This is a genomic window from Paenibacillus camerounensis, assembly GCF_000723885.1.
In the GTDB taxonomy this organism is placed as follows: Bacteria; Bacillota; Bacilli; order Paenibacillales; family Paenibacillaceae; genus Paenibacillus_AQ; species Paenibacillus_AQ camerounensis.
The window spans coordinates 115,436-134,505 of record NZ_CCDG010000044.1 but is presented as its reverse complement, the minus strand read 5'-3'; the positions used below and the strand labels follow the sequence as shown (position 1 = coordinate 134,505).

14 protein-coding genes are annotated in these 19,070 nt (G+C 53.1%); 13 read left to right on the top strand and 1 reads right to left on the bottom strand.

Going from position 1 to position 19,070, the window contains the following annotated elements; all coding sequences use genetic code 11:
* Positions 1 to 168: 168 nt before the first annotated feature.
* Positions 169 to 1,347, bottom strand: a complete 1,179-nt coding sequence (gene fabV / locus BN3772_RS17515) for an enoyl-ACP reductase FabV (RefSeq protein WP_042201025.1) — start codon at positions 1,345 to 1,347, stop codon at positions 169 to 171.
* A gap of 179 nt (positions 1,348 to 1,526) precedes the next feature.
* Here fabV and BN3772_RS17510 point away from each other — a divergent pair, with 179 nt between their 5' ends.
* The 13 genes from BN3772_RS17510 (at position 1,527) to queA (ending at position 19,049) form a co-directional block, all read left to right on the top strand.
* Positions 1,527 to 2,501, top strand: a complete 975-nt coding sequence (locus tag BN3772_RS17510) for an ornithine cyclodeaminase family protein (RefSeq protein ID WP_042201024.1) — start codon at positions 1,527 to 1,529, stop codon at positions 2,499 to 2,501.
* Between the two features lie 566 nt (positions 2,502 to 3,067).
* Positions 3,068 to 4,228 carry a dipeptidase gene (locus BN3772_RS17505; protein WP_052380561.1) on the top strand — a complete coding sequence of 387 codons (1,161 nt, stop codon included), beginning with the start codon at positions 3,068 to 3,070 and terminating at the stop codon, positions 4,226 to 4,228.
* A gap of 13 nt (positions 4,229 to 4,241) precedes the next feature.
* On the top strand, positions 4,242 to 6,368 hold the full coding sequence (locus BN3772_RS17500; protein ID WP_052380560.1) for a CocE/NonD family hydrolase: 2,127 nt from the start codon (positions 4,242 to 4,244) through the stop codon (positions 6,366 to 6,368).
* 88 nt (positions 6,369 to 6,456) lie between these two features.
* Positions 6,457 to 7,725, top strand: a complete 1,269-nt coding sequence (locus BN3772_RS17495) for a serpin family protein (RefSeq protein WP_052380559.1) — start codon at positions 6,457 to 6,459, stop codon at positions 7,723 to 7,725.
* Positions 7,726 to 8,104: 379 nt separating this feature from the next.
* Positions 8,105 to 8,875 (top strand): BofC C-terminal domain-containing protein, encoded by a 771-nt coding sequence (locus BN3772_RS17490; protein WP_167336681.1) that lies wholly within the window; start codon positions 8,105 to 8,107, stop codon positions 8,873 to 8,875.
* A 285-nt stretch (positions 8,876 to 9,160) separates the two neighbouring features.
* A complete protein-coding gene (locus BN3772_RS17485) occupies positions 9,161 to 11,050 on the top strand; it encodes a beta-glucoside-specific PTS transporter subunit IIABC (protein WP_052380557.1) in 1,890 nt (629 codons plus the stop codon).
* A gap of 36 nt (positions 11,051 to 11,086) precedes the next feature.
* Positions 11,087 to 12,544 carry a glycoside hydrolase family 1 protein gene (locus BN3772_RS17480; RefSeq protein WP_042201023.1) on the top strand — a complete coding sequence of 486 codons (1,458 nt, stop codon included), beginning with the start codon at positions 11,087 to 11,089 and terminating at the stop codon, positions 12,542 to 12,544.
* 62 nt (positions 12,545 to 12,606) lie between these two features.
* Positions 12,607 to 13,443, top strand: a complete 837-nt coding sequence (gene licT / locus BN3772_RS17475; protein ID WP_042201022.1) for a BglG family transcription antiterminator LicT — start codon at positions 12,607 to 12,609, stop codon at positions 13,441 to 13,443.
* A gap of 276 nt (positions 13,444 to 13,719) precedes the next feature.
* The gene (gene ruvC, locus BN3772_RS17470) at positions 13,720 to 14,223 is read left to right on the top strand and encodes a crossover junction endodeoxyribonuclease RuvC (protein WP_039876330.1); all 504 of its coding nucleotides are present in this window, start codon (positions 13,720 to 13,722) and stop codon (positions 14,221 to 14,223) included.
* Positions 14,220 to 14,843 carry a Holliday junction branch migration protein RuvA gene (gene ruvA / locus BN3772_RS17465; RefSeq protein WP_042201021.1) on the top strand — a complete coding sequence of 208 codons (624 nt, stop codon included), beginning with the start codon at positions 14,220 to 14,222 and terminating at the stop codon, positions 14,841 to 14,843. Before ruvC ends, ruvA begins: the two co-directional genes overlap by 4 nt.
* Positions 14,844 to 14,869: 26 nt before the next feature.
* Entirely contained in the window at positions 14,870 to 15,874 is a 1,005-nt protein-coding gene (ruvB, locus tag BN3772_RS17460; RefSeq protein WP_042201020.1) for a Holliday junction branch migration DNA helicase RuvB, read from the top strand.
* Positions 15,875 to 15,929: 55 nt separating this feature from the next.
* The gene (locus BN3772_RS17455) at positions 15,930 to 18,011 is read left to right on the top strand and encodes a SpoIID/LytB domain-containing protein (protein WP_042201019.1); all 2,082 of its coding nucleotides are present in this window, start codon (positions 15,930 to 15,932) and stop codon (positions 18,009 to 18,011) included.
* 9 nt (positions 18,012 to 18,020) lie between these two features.
* A complete protein-coding gene (gene queA, locus BN3772_RS17450; RefSeq protein WP_042179658.1) occupies positions 18,021 to 19,049 on the top strand; it encodes a tRNA preQ1(34) S-adenosylmethionine ribosyltransferase-isomerase QueA in 1,029 nt (342 codons plus the stop codon).
* Positions 19,050 to 19,070 lie beyond the last annotated feature (21 nt).

Here is a 19,070-nt window from a genome sequence, read left to right as displayed (position 1 = left end):
TGATGAAGAGCAGGCCCAGCTCAAGCGCGAATGCCTTAAGCAATGAATATTGGAACATATGTGACAGGGTTGTAAGCGTCACGGCCCATGCACCAGCGCGCAGTAGACGGGTATAAAAAGAGGCCGCATCCCGGTTTAGGGGAGCGGCCTCTTTGCTGTTCTTGGATATTACACCAGGTTCGGGATGTCTACCGCCGGTTCGGTGTCGGCTTCATAATCGACACCTTCCGTGCGGAAGCCGAACAGGTTGAAGAAATCATCCTGGTAGCCTGGCAGATCCGCCAGATCAGGTACATTGGCTGTTTCGATCTCGCTCCAGCGCTTCATGACCTCAGCCTGGACGTCTTCGCGCATTTCCCAGTCGTCGATGCGGATCAGGTGGCTGCCGGCTTCGCTGTTATACAGGTGCTCGGCGAACAGGCGGTACATCTGCTGGATGCAGTTTTCATGCAGCTCTTTGTCCTTCATCACTCTGTACAGCGCAGAGATGTAGAGCGGCACTACCGGAATAGCCGAGCTGGACTGGGTTACCAGCGCCTTGTTAACCGAGACAAAAGCCCGTCCGTTCGAAGCGCTCAGCTTCTCGTTCAGCGCGATTGCGGTTTGCTCCAGGTCATTTTTGGCCTGGCCGATTGTTCCGTCTTTATAGATCGGGTGAGTAACCTCAGGTCCGATGTAGGAGTAGGCTACTGTTGTTGCCCCTTCAGCAAGCGCGCCTGCTGCCTGGAGCTGGTCGATCCACATGCCCCAGTCCTCACCGCCCATAACGGCAATGGTCTGACGCACTTCATCGTCCGTAGCAGGCTCGATCGTTACGTTTGTTACTTCGCCGGAATGGAAGTTCATTGTTTTGTTGGTATAGGCGTTGCCGACAGGCTTAATGACGGAAGAGAAAACCTCACCAGTAACCGGATGTGTGCGGCGCGGAGAGGCCACGCTGTACACTACGAGGTCAACGTTGCCGAATTCGGCCTTGATCAGGTCGATCGTTTTAGTCTTGATGCTGTCGGAGAAAGCATCGCCGACGATGCTGAACGATTTCAGGCCCTGTTCGGCAGCAGCCTTCTCCAGCGCAGCGGAGTTGTACCAGCCTGCGGAAGCCGTACGTGCACCTTCAGCCGGCTTGTCGAAGAAGACGCCAATCGTGTTCGCTCCGGCACCAAAGGCAGCGGTAATCCGCGAAGCCAGTCCATATCCGGTGGAGGCTCCGACAACCAGAACATTAACCGGTCCGCTCAGCTTTTTGTGTGCTTTTACATAGTCAATTTGCTGCTGTACCTGCTGGGCACAGCCTTCGGGATGCGCTGTGGTGCAGATGAAGCCGCGTGTTTTGGGCTGGATGATCATATAGGAAATCCCCTTTGTTTTCAATTTTAAGTTTACAACCACTGTTATAGAGTATAGCAAATGATGGCTCAGAAAGATAAGCCCCCCGGTTATTTCACTTCAGGTATTTCGCAAACAGCCCAGATAGAGCTATGATAAATAGAAAAAAATAGAGCAGACAAGACTGGAGGCCGTACATCATGCTGGTGATTAACGGAAGAGAAACGGCGGAAATACTGACGATGCAGGCCTGCATCGGTGTTATGGAGAAGGTGCTGGCCGCACTGTCTTCAGGAGATGCGGTCCAGAGCCTGAGGCAGGTTATGCCGCTCGCGGACGGGAATCTGTTCGGGCTGATGCCGGGTTATCTGCGGCAGGAAGCGGCGGCGGGAGCCAAGCTGATCAGCGTGTTCCCGCACAACCATGATAGAGGGCTGCCCTCCCATCAGGGGGCGGTAGCGCTGTTCGATGCAGAGACCGGCCGGCTGAACGCTATCGTGGACGGCCGGCAGATTACGGCGATCCGCACAGCGGCGGTCAGTGCGGCAGCAACGAAGCTACTGGCCCGGGAGGATGCCTATGTGCTTGCGATCCTCGGCACCGGCGAGCAGGCGGCCAGTCATCTTGCGGCGATGCTGCTGGTACGCAGTATCCGCGGGGTCCGCGTCTGGGGGAGAACGCCGGACAAGGCGCAGCGTTTTGCCGCGGAGATGGCCGCCAGATACGGCCTAGAAGTAACGGCAGCGTCTACCGTACGCGAGGCGGTACAGAATGCTGACATCATCTGTACCGTGACGGCCTCAACCGTGCCGGTGCTGAATGGCGATTGGGTCCCGGAGGGAGTTCATATCAACGCCGTCGGCGCCTGCCGGCCGCATGAGCGGGAGCTGGACTCGGCGCTGGTGGCAAGGGCCAGGCTCTACGTGGACCGGCTGGAATCCTCCGTCCACGAGGCGGGGGACTACCTCATTCCGCTGGCTGAGGGCGCCATAGCCGAAGGCCATATCGCCGGGGAGCTCGGCGGGCTGCTCCTGCAAACCGTGCAGGGCAGGACAAGCCCTGAGCAGATTACCCTGTTCAAGGGTCTGGGTCTGGCGATTGAGGATTTGGCTGCGGCGCATTATATTTACAATCAGGCCGTGCTTTTGCATAAGGGTGTTGAGGTGGAGATGTAATCAACTATATAAACCGCAATTACGTTTATAAACTCACATGGAGACAATCTATCGCTTCCACAGCTAAAGTCCGTTATCAGCAGGGTTCCGGATGGGGATGTATTTCGCAGGTAATGGCACGGCATTATGAATGAGCCGGGTTGAAATAACTGTACTTTCTGCAACTAAACTAGGCTAATTAGCTTCGCTGCAGGTTTTAACTGCACTCTATACATTTATATTTGCCGAAAACGCCCCGAACCGACTTTTTCGCTAAAAATAGATGTATAGAATACAGTTATCTCCTTAAAATGATTAAATTAACCTGTTTTAATTGCACAAACTACACTTAAAACTCATTTGGCTCCTTTTGGAACTGTAGGGGCGTTAGCGACCGCCTTAAAGCTTTTCATAGAAAAGCTCGCTACGGAAGCATAAGCAGTCTGCGGATTTCCACTGCGAACAGCGGTATTCAATAAGGAAATCTGCAGACAACAGCGGCCGGAAGAAGTCCAAACATTCTCTGGAGTCACGGCTATACCTGAATAGTAAAGTTACAAGTTTAATATACTTGGGAGGTCAGACAGATGAGCTTACAGGCAGGATTGTATGATTTTAAATTAACGGAGGAGCAGGAGCTCCGCGCACAGCGGCTGCATGAGCAGAATATCAACATTGATCTGCTGTTTCAGGGGCCGCTGTCACCAAGCGCAATTCCGGCTGCTGTCTCAGAGAGAATCAGGGAGCTGAGCGAGCCGTACAAGGATGACCCGATGGCCTACAGCTCCATGCCGGCCAAATGGGTGACCAAGCTGGCTGCCGGCGGTGACATTCCCCAGTATAAAGAGGAATGGTTCAAGTCCGGCATTACAGCCGGCAACCGGGAGCTGCATCTAAATGATATGGACAGCCTGATTACGAGTATGGGCGAGGTGCAGCTGCAGTTTGATGCCAATGACTGGCTGATCAAGGCGCTGACTGCCGGAGATATCCGCAGTGCCAAGCAGTCCGGCAAGGTGGCGGGCATTGTGACGGCGCAGGAGACGGATGCCCTCGGCACCAATCTGGAGCTGCTGGAAGTGCTACATAACTTTGGATTGCGCATTCTGCAGCTGACCTATAATAAGCAGAATCTGATCGGGTCCGGCTGTGCGGAGCAGGCAAACGGCGGGCTATCGAATTTCGGGGTCCGGTTCGTGCAGCGGATGAACGAGCTGGGCATCATTGTCGATACCGGACATTGCGGCAAACAGACAACCCTGGATGCCTGTAAGGTTTCAAGTACACCGGTCATTGCCTCACACACCGGAGTAGAAGCGATCTATCCGCATATGCGCTGTAAAAGCGACGAGGAGATTCTCGCCATTGCCGGAACCGGCGGCGTCATCGGGATTTTTGCCATGCCGTGGTTTGTCCATGAAGACCCAGACCACACGACGATCGACCATGTGCTGGATCATATGGAGTATGTCATCCGGCTGGCTGGCGTGGACCATGTGGGAATTGGTACAGACTGGCCGATGAGTGATCTCGACTGGTCGCTGGTTTATTTTAAAGAGCATATTGCGCCTAAGCTGGGCTTTGCTTCGGGGGACGGGCCTTCGACCGAAACCGTGGCGGGACTTGAGAAGTACAGCACTTTTATTAACTTTACAAGAGGCTTGGTAGCACGCGGTTATACAGATGAAGACATTGCTAAGATCATGGGCGGCAACTGGCTCCGGGTATTTGAACAAATCTGCGGATAGGGGATATGCATTGATGACTACTTATTTACATACAACAGACTTCCGTTTCTACTGCGCTGGGATATATAGCGGCAAGATTCATTTTACAGAAAAAGCGATTATGCACGCCAAGGTTGATCTCCGCCGCCGCACGCAAATGCAGGACAATGTGCTCGATCCTAATGCGAAGTACGTGCTTCCTTTTGCCAAAATCGCCCGCCAGCTCGCTTCCTACGAAGCTGCAGACTGGACGGGAGACAAGGTTGTCCTGGACACGGGCGAGGTGTATCACAAGCATATCAGCTATGAGGCGGAGATTGGCGGAAGGCTGGAGACTTCACAGGTCTGGGCCCTGCGGGGCGATACGGCGCTGGATGTGGTGACACTGAACGGGCAGGTCATTGCTTTTCTAACCCCTAACCGTTACGGAATTGAGCTGATCGTCAAGGCAGGCTATGAGGCGCTGACTCCGCTGACGGTGTATGATGAGCCGCTTCTGTCCAAGCCGGAGTATGGTGTTAATGATCTCGGTACGTTCCTGATTCCCATGCGTGACGGCATCAAGCTGGCAACTGATGTGTTTCTGCCGGAGGGCATACAGCCGGGGATGAAGCTGCCGACGATTCTTGTACGCACCTGTTATGACCGTAACGGGAAAAAAGAGATTTTTATGCGCTGGGCGAACAAAGGCTACGCCGTAGTCTCCCAGGATGTGCGGGGCCGGGCGGACTCTGAGGGTGAACTCATTCCTTTTTATAATGAACGGGATGACGGCTACGACACGATTGACTGGATTATTGCCCAGGACTGGTCGGACGGCAAAGTAGGAATGTGGGGCGCCTCCTATCTCGGCTATGTTGTTGTGGCTGCAGCGACCAGCGGGCATCCGAACCTCAAGGCGGTTGTGGATGAGGTAAATGTAGGCTCGCCGTTTATCGATACCGCACGCAAAGGCGGAACGCTATGCTCCTGGCCGCTGCTGTCTTGGACACTGGCGCAGTCGGTGGGGACGCGGACGGATTTTGATATTTTTGGCGGGATTACGGTAAGCCCGGAAGCGGCGGTGGATGCAAGACCGATCCGGGACATTCCGCAGCAGATAATTGGAAAGACCTCAGGCCCTTGGGAGCTGTGGAGCCAGCATCCGGAATATGATGACTTCTGGCGGAACTGCACCTTCACCGAGCTGGGCCATCAGGTCAAGGTTCCGGTGTATGTGATTTCCGGCTGGTATGACGGCGACAGTCCCGGTGTATCAGAGACCTGGCGGATGCTGACCGAGCATGATGTGCCAAACCGCAAAATCCGTCTAGGGGCCTGGGAGCACGGGCCGAACCGGGCCAGAGATCTGCAGGGGGCTGCTTTTGGCGAGGATGCGGTTGTCTACGATTATGATGTCTCTGTGCTGCGCTGGTTCGACCGGTTCCTGAAGGAGATTCCAAACGGTATCGATGAGGAGCCGCGGGCTTCCTATTATGTAGTCGGTGAGAACCGCTGGAGAACCTCCGAAGACTGGACGCCTGCTGAAGCGGTGGTTACACCGTTCTATCTCGCAGGTTCGGGCCGGGCTAATTCGTCACTGGGTGACGGCAGGCTGGTGTCTGCACCGGAAGCGAGCTCGCCCCCGGATACGTTTATCTATAATCCGGCAGATCCTATTGCGGACAGCGGAGAACGGGAGCCGGAGAATATGCGGAAGCATGAGCTGCGCAGCGATATTGTGGTGTATACCAGCGAACCTCTGGCGGACAAGCTGACGGTCGCCGGGGAGCTGTCCTGCGTCCTGTATGCGGCAAGCACAGGCCTTGATACCGACTGGGTTGTAACACTCAGCGATGTCCATGAGAACGGCGATTCGATCCGGCTGTCCAATTATATTGTACGGGCCAAGTACCGTCACGGGCTGGATAACCCGCAGCTGCTGGTGCCGGGCCAGGTGGAGAGATATGATATTTTCCTGCAAAATATCGCCCATACCTTCGCTGCCGGACACCGCATCCGCTTCACCGTTACTTCATCCAGCAAATTTGTCGCCTTCCCGAATACGAATACCGGCAATGATCCGTATGAGGATACGGAAGCGGTGATTGTTGAGCAGACGATTTGCCATAGCATAGAGCATCCGAGCCATATTCTGCTTCCGGTGATACCTAACATATAAGTGAGTTTGAAACATTTTCCATTTATGCTCCGTTAGTAAGGTATATCAGCATCTGCCTGACATAATTGAGACATAAGGGGGACGTTTCATGAAAAAAAGACCGGGATTGCATCTGTGTGTCCTGTTGCTTCCGTGTATATTGCTGGCCGGCTGCGGTGTAGGCGATTCTGCGGATTCCGCGGCCGACTCAGCGATGAACTACAGTGAACGGGCAGCGTCAGCTGCGAAGCTGGATGCCCGGCTTGCCCGGCATAGCAATGAGCTTGGCCTGCGGCTGCTTGCCAAGCTGAGGGAACAGGGCGGGGCTGAAGGGAACCTGACAATTTCACCCTACAGTATTTCGGCTGCACTGGCGCTTGCTTACAATGGCGGCAGCGGTGAGACGGCAGCGGAGCTTGGCGGGCTGCTGGGCTATGCTCCCGGGGAGCTGGAGCAGCTGAATGCCGGCAACAAGGCATTGCTGCCGCTGCTGAACGATGCCGGGCCGGGTATTCAGCTTGAGCTGGCCAATTCGGTGTGGGTAGAGAACGGCATAAAGCTGCGCAAGAATTATCTGGAAGCAGCCGAAACCAGTTATGGGGCGCAGGTTCGCACAACAGATCTGTCTGCGGAGAAGACTGTCACCAAGGTGAACCAGTGGGTTTCAGACCATACGGCAGGGAAGATAGACAGGATGCTGGAGCAGCCGCCCGGTGGCAATACGGTGGCGCTGCTGGTCAATGCCTTGTATTTTAAAGGAGCATGGCAAGAGAAGTTTCCTGTGGAGAATACCGCGTTGGCGGATTTTCATCCGGATAAGAGTACCACTGTAGAAGTCATGATGATGAAGCAGTCCGGTAACTTTGCTTATGCAGAGAATGAAGACTGGCAGGCAGTCCGGCTTCCATACGGGGAGGGCCAGATGGATATGCTGGTTATTCTGCCCTCTGAAGGTTCGTCTATAGATGAGGTGCTTCAGGGCGGATTGCCTGCCGGAGACCTGTTCGCGGAGAGGTTCGGAACCGTCGGTCTTCCGCGGTTCACTGCCGAATATGGCGCCGATCTGAAGGAAGCCGTACAGGCACTCGGCCTAAAGACTCCGTTTGATCCGGCCAAGGCCGATTTCGCGGCGCTTGCAGATACGGATATGCCGATCTTTATCGGCTCGATTATTCATAAGACGTATATGGAAGTGAATGAATCTGGAACAGAAGCCGCTGCCTCAACGCTCGTTGCAATGGATGCCGGAGCGGCTCCCACTGCGGACTTGCCCTTTGAGCTTACTGCCGACCGGCCGTTTATCTATGTTATCGAGGACAGGCAGACCGAATTATGGCTGTTCCTGGGGACTGTGGGAAATCCGCAGGCGGCGGAATAGCCGAACATGGCATGCGCGCTTCAGACTAAGTGGATTCTAGCCATCTAATTCTGCCTTGGACGCTGCTGCCGGGAATCTAATTGGAAAAACGGCACTTAAATTTGCAAAAATGGCTCTTAAAGCGGCTAATGTCCTGAATTAGATGAAGTTTTTCCACCTAGTGGCTGTAAACTCAGGAATCTACCGGAAAGAAGTGGCGAAAATCCAACTAAGTATGGCACCGTGATCAGCGGGTATAATCAAGAAATCTGCAGAAAGGCAGCGGCCGGAAGTCCAAACCTTCTCTGGAGTCACATATAACAACATTTTTTCTGCCAAGACGCATAATCCCTACCTCTGCAGGTCACAATAGCCAAAAAAGCAGAATGAAGGGATTACAGTGAACGCTTTTCGCTTGAAACAACAACTATGGCGGCGATGGAGACGGTGGAAGAAAGCCCCTTGGGTTGGAGCGGCCTGTATTGCTCTGACGTTGCTGGCCTGGCGGGGGATGCAGGTACCGGAACAACTCAGCAGACTGCTCACCACGAACGAATGGAATATGCCGGCAGCGGCAAGCACATTCTATGACCCGCTGCATGGCGGAGATCCGGACAGCAGCGTAGCGGCGCTGGCAGCTGTTCATCATAATGCCGGTGACACCGGGAGAGACGGCGGTATCACGCTTGAACGTGCCAAATTACTGGAGACGGTAAGCAGAGAGGGGATTAGCCGTTCCGTTCATCTCAAAACGATTTACGTGACCGGTGAGGAAATTCAGACATTACCGGGGCTGCAAAGCCCTGTCCAGCAGAAGGCGCTGATCAAAGACCGCCCGGGCTGGAGCGGATGGATCAGCGCAGAGGGCGATCTGTGGCTGGAGAAGCGGGTGAATGATCTGTCACCGCTGACCAAACAGAATGCTTATATCGGGATCGACGAGGAAGGGAATCTTAGCCTGTTCAAGGGCCGGCCGGAAGGGGAAGAGGTGCTGAAGACCTTTTTTCAGATGGATATGGGCGCGATGAAATCCTCTCTTCCCGAAGAGGTGTGGCAGCAGCTGCATGAAGGCATCCGGGTGCAGGATATCGAGGAATACAACAGTGTGCTGTCGACCTTCAATGACTATGCGCGGGATTCGGCAGAGGAAGCTGCGCATTATACGCAATAAACAGGAGCGCGGTCATTCTTTACCGGTTGATGCACTGATGCGCCGGGCAGGCGTTCGAGCTGGTTTAAGGTATTCTGGCGGGAGTGTAATCGTTATCAAAAGTGATTGACAAGTATTAAGGGCGTATGTTATCGTTTTCTTCAGGAACAATTGAATACTCAATTTTAGACGTGTTACTGGTGAAGCAGGCAGGATCTAATTTGAAAAGTGATATGCACCGCAAGGTGGTATCGTCTTTTCGGATTGGGTCTTTTTTTTGTTACCAACATTTTCAGGAGGAATGAAATGATGGACAGAAAACAGCTTGCCGCCAAAATTGTAGACAACATCGGCGGTTCGGGGAACGTGATTAGTGCGATTCACTGTATGACAAGACTCCGGTTTACCCTCAAGGATTTTGACAAGGTGAACGAAGGGACTTTGAAGAGTACCACTGGTGTACTGGGAGTTACGAAGAACGGCGGGCAATACCAGGTCATTATCGGCAATGACGTCCCGCTTGTGTTCAGTGAGGTGGCGAAGATTTTGCCGGGCCAGACTGGCGGAGCTGCACAGGCGGCTACAGGGAATGAAGCACCCAAGAAAAAAATGAATCCTCTGCTGGCTGTCATCAATGTGCTGTCTTCGGCGATGGCTCCGATTGTCCCTGCGCTGGCCGGGGCGGGTATTCTCAAAGTTTTATTGTCACTGCTGCTGATGGCCGGGGTGCTAAAGGCAACCGACCAGACCTATTATTTCATCAGCTTCTTCGCCGATTCGGTGTTTTACTTCCTGCCAGTTCTGCTGGCTTACTCATCATCCAAAAAATTCAACACGAACCCGTACCTGTCGCTTGCGCTCGGAGCGATTCTGCTGCATCCGAACTATGCGGCGCTGGTCGCGGCCAAGGAGCCGGTCAGCCTGTTCGGTCTGCCGGTTACCCTGATCAGTTACAACTCAACGGTTATTCCAATCATTATTACGATCTGGCTCATGTCCTATGTGGAAAAATTTGCGGAGAAAGTATCTCCATCCGTTATAAAAGTGTTTTTTAAGCCACTGCTCGTCATCATTATTATGGCACCAATCGCTTTTCTGGCTGTCGGACCGCTGGGTTATCACTTAGGCAACGGTCTGGCTGTCGGAATCTATTTCATCCAGGAGAAAATCGGCTGGCTCGCCCTTGCAATCCTTGGCGCCTTCAAGCCGTTCATCGTAATGACAGGTATGCACTGGGCATTCACTCCTGCCATAATCCAGTCTATCAGCCAATACGGCTATGATGGCCTGATGGCGGTCAGCTCCCTGTGTGCGATCTTCTCACTGACGGGAGTATGTCTTGCAGTTGCCCTGCGGACCAAAGACAAAAACCTGCGTCAAATCTCGCTGTCTGCCGGTACCACGGCACTGTTGTCCGGAATTACGGAGCCTGCAATCTTTGGTGTTGCCTTCAAGCTTAAGCGCACCTTAATCCCTGTTATTGTAGGCGGCATGGTCTCCGGTATTTACGCCGGCCTTACGAAGCTGAAGCTGTTTGCGCTGGTGTCACCATCGCTATTGAAATTCCCGTCATTCGTGAATGAAGAGTATCCGGGGAATTTGCTGAATGCAGCTATTTCTGCAGGGCTGGCGCTGGGAGTCTCATTTGTACTGACCTTGATTATGGGTCTGAAAGAGGAAGCGGTACCGGCGGCTGCGGGAAATGCTGTGGACGGTGCTTCGGCAATAAAGGTTCAGACTAAGCAGCAGAGATTTGTCTACAGCCCGCTGAACGGGAAGACGGTCAGTCTGTCCGAAGTGGGGGACAATGTGTTCTCGGAACGGCTAATGGGTAAAGGCGTAGCTATCATTCCTAGCGAAGGAAAAGTGGTCTCGCCAATTGCGGGAACAGTAACGACGTTAACGAAGACCAAGCATGCTATTTCCGTTACCTCAGATGAAGGCGTTGAGGTTCTAATTCACATCGGAGTGGACACGGTGAAGCTGAAGGGCAGATATTTCACAAATCATGTACAGGCGGGAGACCGGGTTGCGATTGGCGATCCGCTGATTGATTTTGACCTGGCTAAGATTGCAGAGGAAGGATTCGAGGTCATTACTCCGATCATCATTACGAATACAGCGGATTATCTCGATGTTATCGGCAATGAGAACAAGCAGGTCAAGCAGGGGGAAGAAGTCATTTCAATTCTGTAGCATAAGGCAAAACAACGGATAAAGGAGAGGGTTGGAGTGAAAGAGGTACAGGAGCATTTTCCAGACGGTTTCTTGTGGGGTGGCGCAACATCGGCGATTCAAATAGAAGGAGGCTACCGTGAGGGAGGCAAGGGACTGTCGACGGCAGATATGGTTACCGTAGGGAGCCGGACGGAGAAACGCCGGGTCACCCGGGAACTCAATGAGGATGTCTTATATCCGAGTCATGAGGCGATTGACTTTTATCACCGGTATGAAGAGGATATTGCACTGTTTGCGGAAATGGGCTTTAAAATATTTAGAATGTCGATCTCCTGGTCTCGCATATTTCCTGCCGGAGAGGAAACCGAACCGAATGAAGCGGGATTGCAGTTCTACGACAAGGTGTTCGCTGAGCTGAAAAAGCACGGAATTGAACCGCTGGTGACCTTGTCTCACTACGAGCTTCCTTATGCGCTGACCGAGAAATACAACGGCTGGGCTTCACGTAAGCTGATTGACCTGTTCGTTAAATATGCAGACGTGGTCCTGACCCGTTATAAGGATGTTGTGAAATATTGGATTACCTTCAATGAGATCAACTGTCTGCTGAAGCCATACGGCAACTATCTTGCGGGTGGTATGATTCTGGAGGCAGATCAGGGAATGTTCACCAATCCCAATTCGGAGCAGCGGCTAGAGCGGATTCAAGCTATGCATCATCAGCTTGTAGCCAGTGCAAGAGCGGTTATCCGCGCCCGCGAACTGAATCCCGATATTCATATGGGCTGTATGATTACGTACCACACTCCATATCCTTATACATGCAGTCCCGACGATGTTATGATGACGCTGGAGGAGGATCTGATCAACAATCTGATGTGCTCTGATGTGCAGATCCGCGGCGAATATTCCGGACGGGCGCTACGTTACATGAAGGAACACGGTGTTGAGCTGGAGTTTACGGCAGAGGATGAAGAAATTCTAAAGCGGGGCTGTGTCGATTATTACACCTTCAGCTACTATACACCGTTTACACTCAGTAAAAATCCTCCTGCCGAGCTGACTAACGGCAACATGTCCCGGGGCATCAAGAATCCGTATCTTCAGACAAGCGACTGGGGCTGGCAGATTGATGCACAGGGCCTGCGCTGGGCGCTCAACAATATTTATCACCGCTATGAAATTCCGATGATGATCGTCGAGAACGGTTTGGGAGCGGAGGATCATATAGCGGAAGATGGCACAATTGCCGACGATTACCGGATCGAATATTTGCGTGAGCATGTTAAGGCAATGAAGGAAGCCATCAAGGACGGGGTCGAGCTGATCGGTTACACGCCTTGGGGCTGCATCGATCTGGTCAGCGTCTCCACTGGGGAGATGGCCAAGCGGTATGGTATGATCTATGTGGATAAACATGATGACGGATCAGGATCGCTGCGCCGATTGCGCAAAAATTCGTTTCACTGGTACAAGCAGGTTATTGCCTCCAATGGTGAGAACCTAGGCTGAGAGCAGCCCGGCGTATTTACCGGGCATTAGAAGAATTAGCTACCCAAGAAGGTGAAGAGCAGATGCGTATAATCAAAAAACTGAACAACAGCGTAGTCATAGCCAAGGATGAGCGGGATAACGAGGTCGTTGTAATGGGCAAAGGAATCGGCTGCAACTATCCTATGGGCACGGTGCTGAGCCGAGATGATTTTGAGCGGGTGTTCGTACTGGAGGACCAGAAGACGACGAGGGATGTCATCAGTATGTCGGGAGCTGTGCCGGAGATTTATTTTGACATTTCCAGCCGGATCATCACATATGCCAGGGATACGATGAATCTTCAGCTGAACGAGCACCTGTATGTTGCACTGACGGATCACTTGTATTTTGCCGCTCAGCGCTACAAGGAACAACTGGTGGTGCAGAACCGCCTGCTGTGGGAGGTTAAAAAGTTTTATCCCCGCGAGTTCAAGGTGGGCTTGTTCGGCTTGGGGGTTATTTATGAGGAACTGAACATTTTGTTCCCGGAGGAGGAAGCCGGCAATATTGCCTTCCATTTGGCCAATGCCCAGTATTCGCCTGAAGGAACGCTCCAGAGTGTGCGGACTACAACAGCTATCAAGGATATTATGAGTATTGTCTCGTACCATTTCGGCATCACACTTGATGATGATTCGTTGAATTATTCACGTTTTGTTACGCATCTGCAGTTTTTTGCCCAGCGGCTCATGGACGGAATTAAGCTGGAATCGGACGATGGTTTCCTGTTCGAGCAGGTGAAGAGCACTTACTACAAAGAATTTGAGTGTGCCCTCAGAATTGAAGATTACATTAAGCTGAATTTTAGTACCTCCTTATCCAAAAGTGAGCTAATCTACCTGACCATTCATATACACAGGGTGGTTAACCGCAGTTAAGCTTTCAGTCAAAGACCCGCTAAGCCAGCCGTTTCATGAGAAGCGCTGCTTGCGGGTTTTTGCTCTGTTTAACGTTATATTCCTAATTCTCCGTGTAAAGATTACAAGCGGGAGACGCAGAAAAATGAACAGTCCTACTGTAATATGTCATCTATATGGTGGACGGGAGTAGCCATTTTTTTTATAATGAATAGAAGGAATACATATGTTCGCTTTAGATGCGGACAATGGATGCAGTACAGGGAAATCCTGCCTGCAGCAGAGGAGAGAGCAGATTTGCGCATTTTGGGAATTGACCCGGGTCTGGCGATTGTCGGCTTCGGATTTGTTGATAAGACAGGTAATAAACTGACACCGGTTCAATATGGCTCCATCCAGACAGAGGCGCACACGCCGGAGGAAGAGCGGCTTCTGCATGTCTATGAGGGGATGGTTCAGCTGATAGACCGGTATAAACCGGATATGGTTGCTATAGAGAAGCTGTTTTTTGCCCGGAACGTAACGACAGCGCTCCCGGTGGCACAGGCCCGCGGCGTGCTGATTCTGGCGGCTGTCCAGAAGGGGCTGCCGGTATCCGAATATACACCGATGATGGTGAAGCAGGCGGTCGTCGGATACGGCAAGGCTGAGAAGAAGCAGGTGCAGGAAATGGTAAAGCTGCTCTTGAAGCTGTCTGCTGTCCCGAAGCCGGATGATGTGGCAGATGCCCTGGCAGTAGCTGTATGTCATGCCCATTCTGTAAGCCTTAATTCCAAATTAAATGAGGTATTGCGAAAATGATAGATTTCTTAAGAGGACCGGTTGTGTATCTGGAATCCGAATATATTGTGCTTGATATCCAGGGAGTAGGTTACCGGGTATTCTGCCCGAATCCTTATGCCTTTGCCAAGACAGACGGGCCGGTAATGGTCTATATCCATTATCAGACGCGTGAGGACGCTACGCTGCTGTTCGGGTTCCCGACCCGGGAGGAGCAGAAGCTGTTCCGCAAGCTGATTGAGGTATCCGGCATCGGGCCTCGGGTTGCACTCGGCATTCTGACCGGCGGTACACCGGATCAGCTGATCTCAGCTATTTACCAGGAGAATCTTACGTTCCTGACCAAGCTGCCGGGCATCGGCAAAAAGACTGCGCAGCGCATGATTCTTGATCTGCGCGACAAGCTGGACGGGCTCAGCTCCGTGCCGATCCAGACCGGATTGTTCGCAGTAGCGGCTGAAGCGGATGCCAAGGCTGCCGCCCTGCCTTGGGAAGAAGCACGGGAAGGGCTGAAGGCGCTGGGTTATACGGAAGCTGAGCTGGACCGCGTGTGGCTGACAATGAAGAAGGAAGGCTCGGATACAGGTACTGTTGATGTGCTGATGAAGAAAGCGCTTGGGCTGCTGTATATCGCCAAGTAAGGCTTGAGGAACGGAGTGAATGACAGATGGACGACCGGATTATATCGGCTAATCTGATGATGGACGAGCAGGCGGTGGAATTCAGCCTGCGTCCGCGTTATTTAGGCGAGTATATCGGACAGAATCAGGTAAAGGAAAATCTTAAAATATATATCGAAGCAGCCAAAATGCGCAGTGAGGCACTGGATCATGTGCTGCTGTACGGGCCTCCGGGACTCGGAAAAACAACGCTGGCTAACATTATCGCCAATGAGCTGGGTGTCAATCTGCGGACCACATCAGGACCGGCGATAGAACGTCCCGGCGATCTGGCGGCCCTTCTGACTAACCTGCAGGAGGGCGATGTGCTGTTCATTGACGAGATTCACCGGCTTCACCGTACGGTGGAGGAGGTTATGTATCCGGCGATGGAGGACTTCGCTCTTGACATTATGATCGGCAAGGGGCCGAGTGCCCGTTCGGTACGGCTGGACCTGCCGCCGTTTACGCTGATCGGGGCGACGACCCGTGCCGGTCTGCTGTCTGCACCGCTGCGTGACCGCTTCGGAGTGGTCAGCCGGCTGGAGTATTACAACATCGACGAACTCAGCTTCATTGTATCCCGCAGTGCCGAAATGCTCGGAATTGAGATTATCGGCGATGCTGCCGAGGCGGTAGCCCTGCGTTCCCGGGGAACACCGCGGATCGCGAACCGCCTGCTGAAACGGGTCCGTGACTTCGCACAGGTGCGCGGGGACGGGATTATCACCCCTGAGATTGCTGCAGAATCCCTGAAGATGCTGCAGGTAGATCCGCGCGGACTCGACAGCATCGACCACAAAATGCTGAACGCTATGATTACTTCTTTCCGCGGCGGCCCTGTCGGGCTGGATACGATTGCTGCTACAATTGGCGAGGAGAGCCAGACGATTGAAGATGTATATGAGCCTTATTTGCTGCAGATCGGATTTCTGCAGCGGACGCCAAGAGGGCGGATTGTAACGCCTGCGGCCTATCATCACCTGGGTCTTCCTCTTCCGCCGCAGAATTAGCGATACACCTGAATAGTATTCCTATCATTTATAACTAACATCTAAGGGGGATCACATGATGAAGTTTGCCAGGCTGCTATGTCGGGCGCTGCTGGCAGCGGCGCTGACCGCCGGTAGTTTGCTTGTTCCTGCAGGTGACACATACGCCGAATCCGCACCGATCCGGGTAGCCCTATATGCTGATATCGGCAGCAAATATAAATCGACTGTCCCGTTCGTTACACTGCAGTCTGCTGAAGCGTTCACTCTGACATCGGGCAGCGGAGCAGCCTTGCTGCCGGTCCCCGGCAATAACGCGATCCGCGTCAGCCTCGATCTATACAAAGTTAAAGTAATGGAAACCCCGTCCTGGCAGACAGCAGCTGATGCTGCCAAGAAGCTGCAGGCAACTTCGGATAAGCCGCAGCTCTTCGTAACCTCACGCGGCGGTGCCAGCGTATACCAGCTGTACACGGCTCCTTATGCAAGTGAAGCGGCGGCCAAGGAGGGACTTGCCCGCGTCAATAAGGCCGGTCTGTCTATTCCGGATGGACAGGCTGCAGCGGTAAAAGGCAACAAGCATCTGCTTGCAGGCGATTTCGCTACTTCGCAGGAAGCGGAGACTGTGCTCAGCAGCATAACAGGCATCGGAATGGATGCCTGGCAGGTTCTTGCATCAGGTGCTGACGGCAGTACCCGGTATCAGGTATGGGCCGGAGAAGCCGTGAGTGACAGCGAACTGGCAGTACTGCAGACGCAGGCTGCCGCAGTATTGCCGCAGCTCTCCTTAGGTACGGCTGCTGTCAGTACCCCGGGCTTGATCGTCCGCACGGATGCCGGGATGGACTGGACCAGCCAGAGACAGGCTTACCATTATGTCGTCTCCGGCAGCGGAGCCAAATTTACAGCATCGGGTAATGCTTCCGGTATTCAGATTACCGAAAGGTCCAAACGGACCTACCGCGGCGATCTGGAGCTGAGCGGACTAGCCGGTTCACTTGCCGTCATCAATGTGGTTCCGATGGAGCAATACCTGTATGCTGTAGTTGGCGGTGAAGTCTCCTCAGGCTGGCCGGCTGAAGCGCTAAAAGCCCAGGCTGTGGCTGCACGCAGCTATGCGCGGGCCCAGGGCAACAGGTTCGATGTAGCCAATGTAGTGGATACAACGCTTAGCCAGGTATATAACGGGATTGGCGCTGAGGCGCCGGTAATTACCAAGGCGGTTAATGATACTGCAGGCGAGGTGCTGATGAGCGGCGGCAAGGTGGTCGAAGCGGTCTTCTCCTCCAACAGCGGCGGCAAGACAGCCGACCCCTCCGAGGTATGGAATAATGGCGGGGACACCTTCGTCAGCGTCCTTAGCGCGGATGATAAGGCGGCGGTAGGGTCTTCGAAGCAGTGGTATTATCTGCTGCTGCCGAGCGGGGCAGCCGGTTATGCCCGTGAAGATAATATTAAACTGACCGGAGACAAGAATGCTGCCGGACTAAGCATTGCAACAGCAACAACCAAAGATGTGAACGTCCGGCCTCTGCCGGTAATTGAGAGCAGTGTAACTCCCGTAGGCAAGCTGAATCCCGGCGAGAACGCTGTCGTGCTGGACCAGATTTATGAGAACGGCAGCTACAGCTGGATCAAGGGGCCGTATACTTCAGCCGAGCTGCTCAAGAGCCTGAACGGCAAGACCAGTAATACACTGCCAGCTTCAATTATCAGCCTGCAGGTTACGCAGCGCGGACCGTCGGGCAGAGCTACACAGGTGAAGGCAAACGGTGAAATTCTGCAGGTCAAATACCCGGATTTGTTCCGTTCTTCCTTCGGCGGATTGCCCAGTACTTTGTTTGATATTGTACCTGCCGGCAGTTATACTGTATTAGGCGCTGACGGCAAAACAGCAACAGTCAGCGGCTCGCAGACTGCAGGCGTGCAGTCCGCTTCCAGCAAAGTGTCAGCCAAAACCAGCGGAACGGTTGTCCTGGGGGCAGATACTGCTGCGCGTGTCGTAACCGGTACAAGCGGATTCTATTTCGTCGGCTGGGGGAACGGCCACGGTCTCGGCATGTCCCAATGGGGCGTGAAGGGTATGGCGGACAACGGGTATGATTATAAGCAAATATTGCAACACTATTTTTATAACGTTACTATAGTTAAGGAATGAAGACAGCATATGAATGTAGAAGATTATGATTTTCATCTGCCGGAGGAGCTGATTGCCCAGACTCCGCTGCTTGACCGCAGCGCCTCAAGACTGCTGATGGTGAACAGGGAGAACGGGCAGACACAGCACCGGCATTTTACGGATATATTAGAGCAATTTCAGCCGGGAGACACGCTGGTGCTTAATGATACCCGGGTTATTCCGGCAAGGCTGTTTGGAGTCAAGGAAGATACCGGCGCCAAAGCGGAAGTACTGCTGCTGAAGAATCTGGGAGAAGACCGCTGGGAAGCACTGGTGAAGCCCGGCAAGAAGCTGAAGAGCGGTGCGGTTATAGTGTTCAGCGAGGAGCTGAAGGCGGTTATTGAAGAAGAAGCTGATATGGGCGGGCGGACACTCCGGTTCATCTATACCGGGATTTTTCAGGAAATTCTCGACCGGCTGGGCTCCATGCCCCTGCCTCCTTATATCAAAGAGACACTGGACGACCGTGAACGGTATCAGACAGTGTATGCCCGTCATGAAGGATCGGCGGCTGCTCCGACGGCAGGACTGCATTTTACCAAAGAGCTGCTGGATCAAATTGCCGCCAAAGGCGTTAACATTGCCTATATTACTCTTCACGTCGGATTAGGCACTTTCCGTCCTATGTCGGTAGAGACGGTTGAAGAGCATGTCATGCATGCCGAGTATTATATGCTGTCCCAGGAGACGGCAGATCTGCTCAATGAAGCAAGATCGAGAGGCGGCCGGATTATCGCTGTAGGCACCACATCCTGCCGGACACTTGAAACAGCCGGTAGACAGGCTGACGGCGGACCGCTCACTGCAAGCAGCGGCTGGACGGATATTTTCATATATCCGGGTTATACCTTTACTGTAGTTAACGCGCTCATCACAAATTTCCATCTGCCGAAATCTACGCTGGTGATGCTGGTCAGCGCACTGGCCGGCCGGGAGCATATCCTAGCCGCTTATGAAGAAGCCATCAAGGAGAACTACCGGTTCTTCAGCTTCGGCGATGCAATGTTTATTTATTAAGCAAGAGAAAGGGTTAAACAA

Coding starts and splice junctions, on each gene's coding strand:
- BN3772_RS17495 (WP_052380559.1), top strand. CDS start 6,457: ATGAAAAAAAGACCGGGATTGCATCTGTGTGTCCTGTTGCTTCCGTGT.
- ruvA (WP_042201021.1), top strand. CDS start 14,220: ATGATAGATTTCTTAAGAGGACCGGTTGTGTATCTGGAATCCGAATAT.
- BN3772_RS17505 (WP_052380561.1), top strand. CDS start 3,068: ATGAGCTTACAGGCAGGATTGTATGATTTTAAATTAACGGAGGAGCAG.
- BN3772_RS17510 (WP_042201024.1), top strand. CDS start 1,527: ATGCTGGTGATTAACGGAAGAGAAACGGCGGAAATACTGACGATGCAG.
- fabV (WP_042201025.1), bottom strand. CDS start 1,347: ATGATCATCCAGCCCAAAACACGCGGCTTCATCTGCACCACAGCGCAT.
- licT (WP_042201022.1), top strand. CDS start 12,607: ATGCGTATAATCAAAAAACTGAACAACAGCGTAGTCATAGCCAAGGAT.
- queA (WP_042179658.1), top strand. CDS start 18,021: ATGAATGTAGAAGATTATGATTTTCATCTGCCGGAGGAGCTGATTGCC.
- ruvB (WP_042201020.1), top strand. CDS start 14,870: ATGGACGACCGGATTATATCGGCTAATCTGATGATGGACGAGCAGGCG.
- BN3772_RS17500 (WP_052380560.1), top strand. CDS start 4,242: ATGACTACTTATTTACATACAACAGACTTCCGTTTCTACTGCGCTGGG.
- BN3772_RS17485 (WP_052380557.1), top strand. CDS start 9,161: ATGATGGACAGAAAACAGCTTGCCGCCAAAATTGTAGACAACATCGGC.
- BN3772_RS17455 (WP_042201019.1), top strand. CDS start 15,930: ATGATGAAGTTTGCCAGGCTGCTATGTCGGGCGCTGCTGGCAGCGGCG.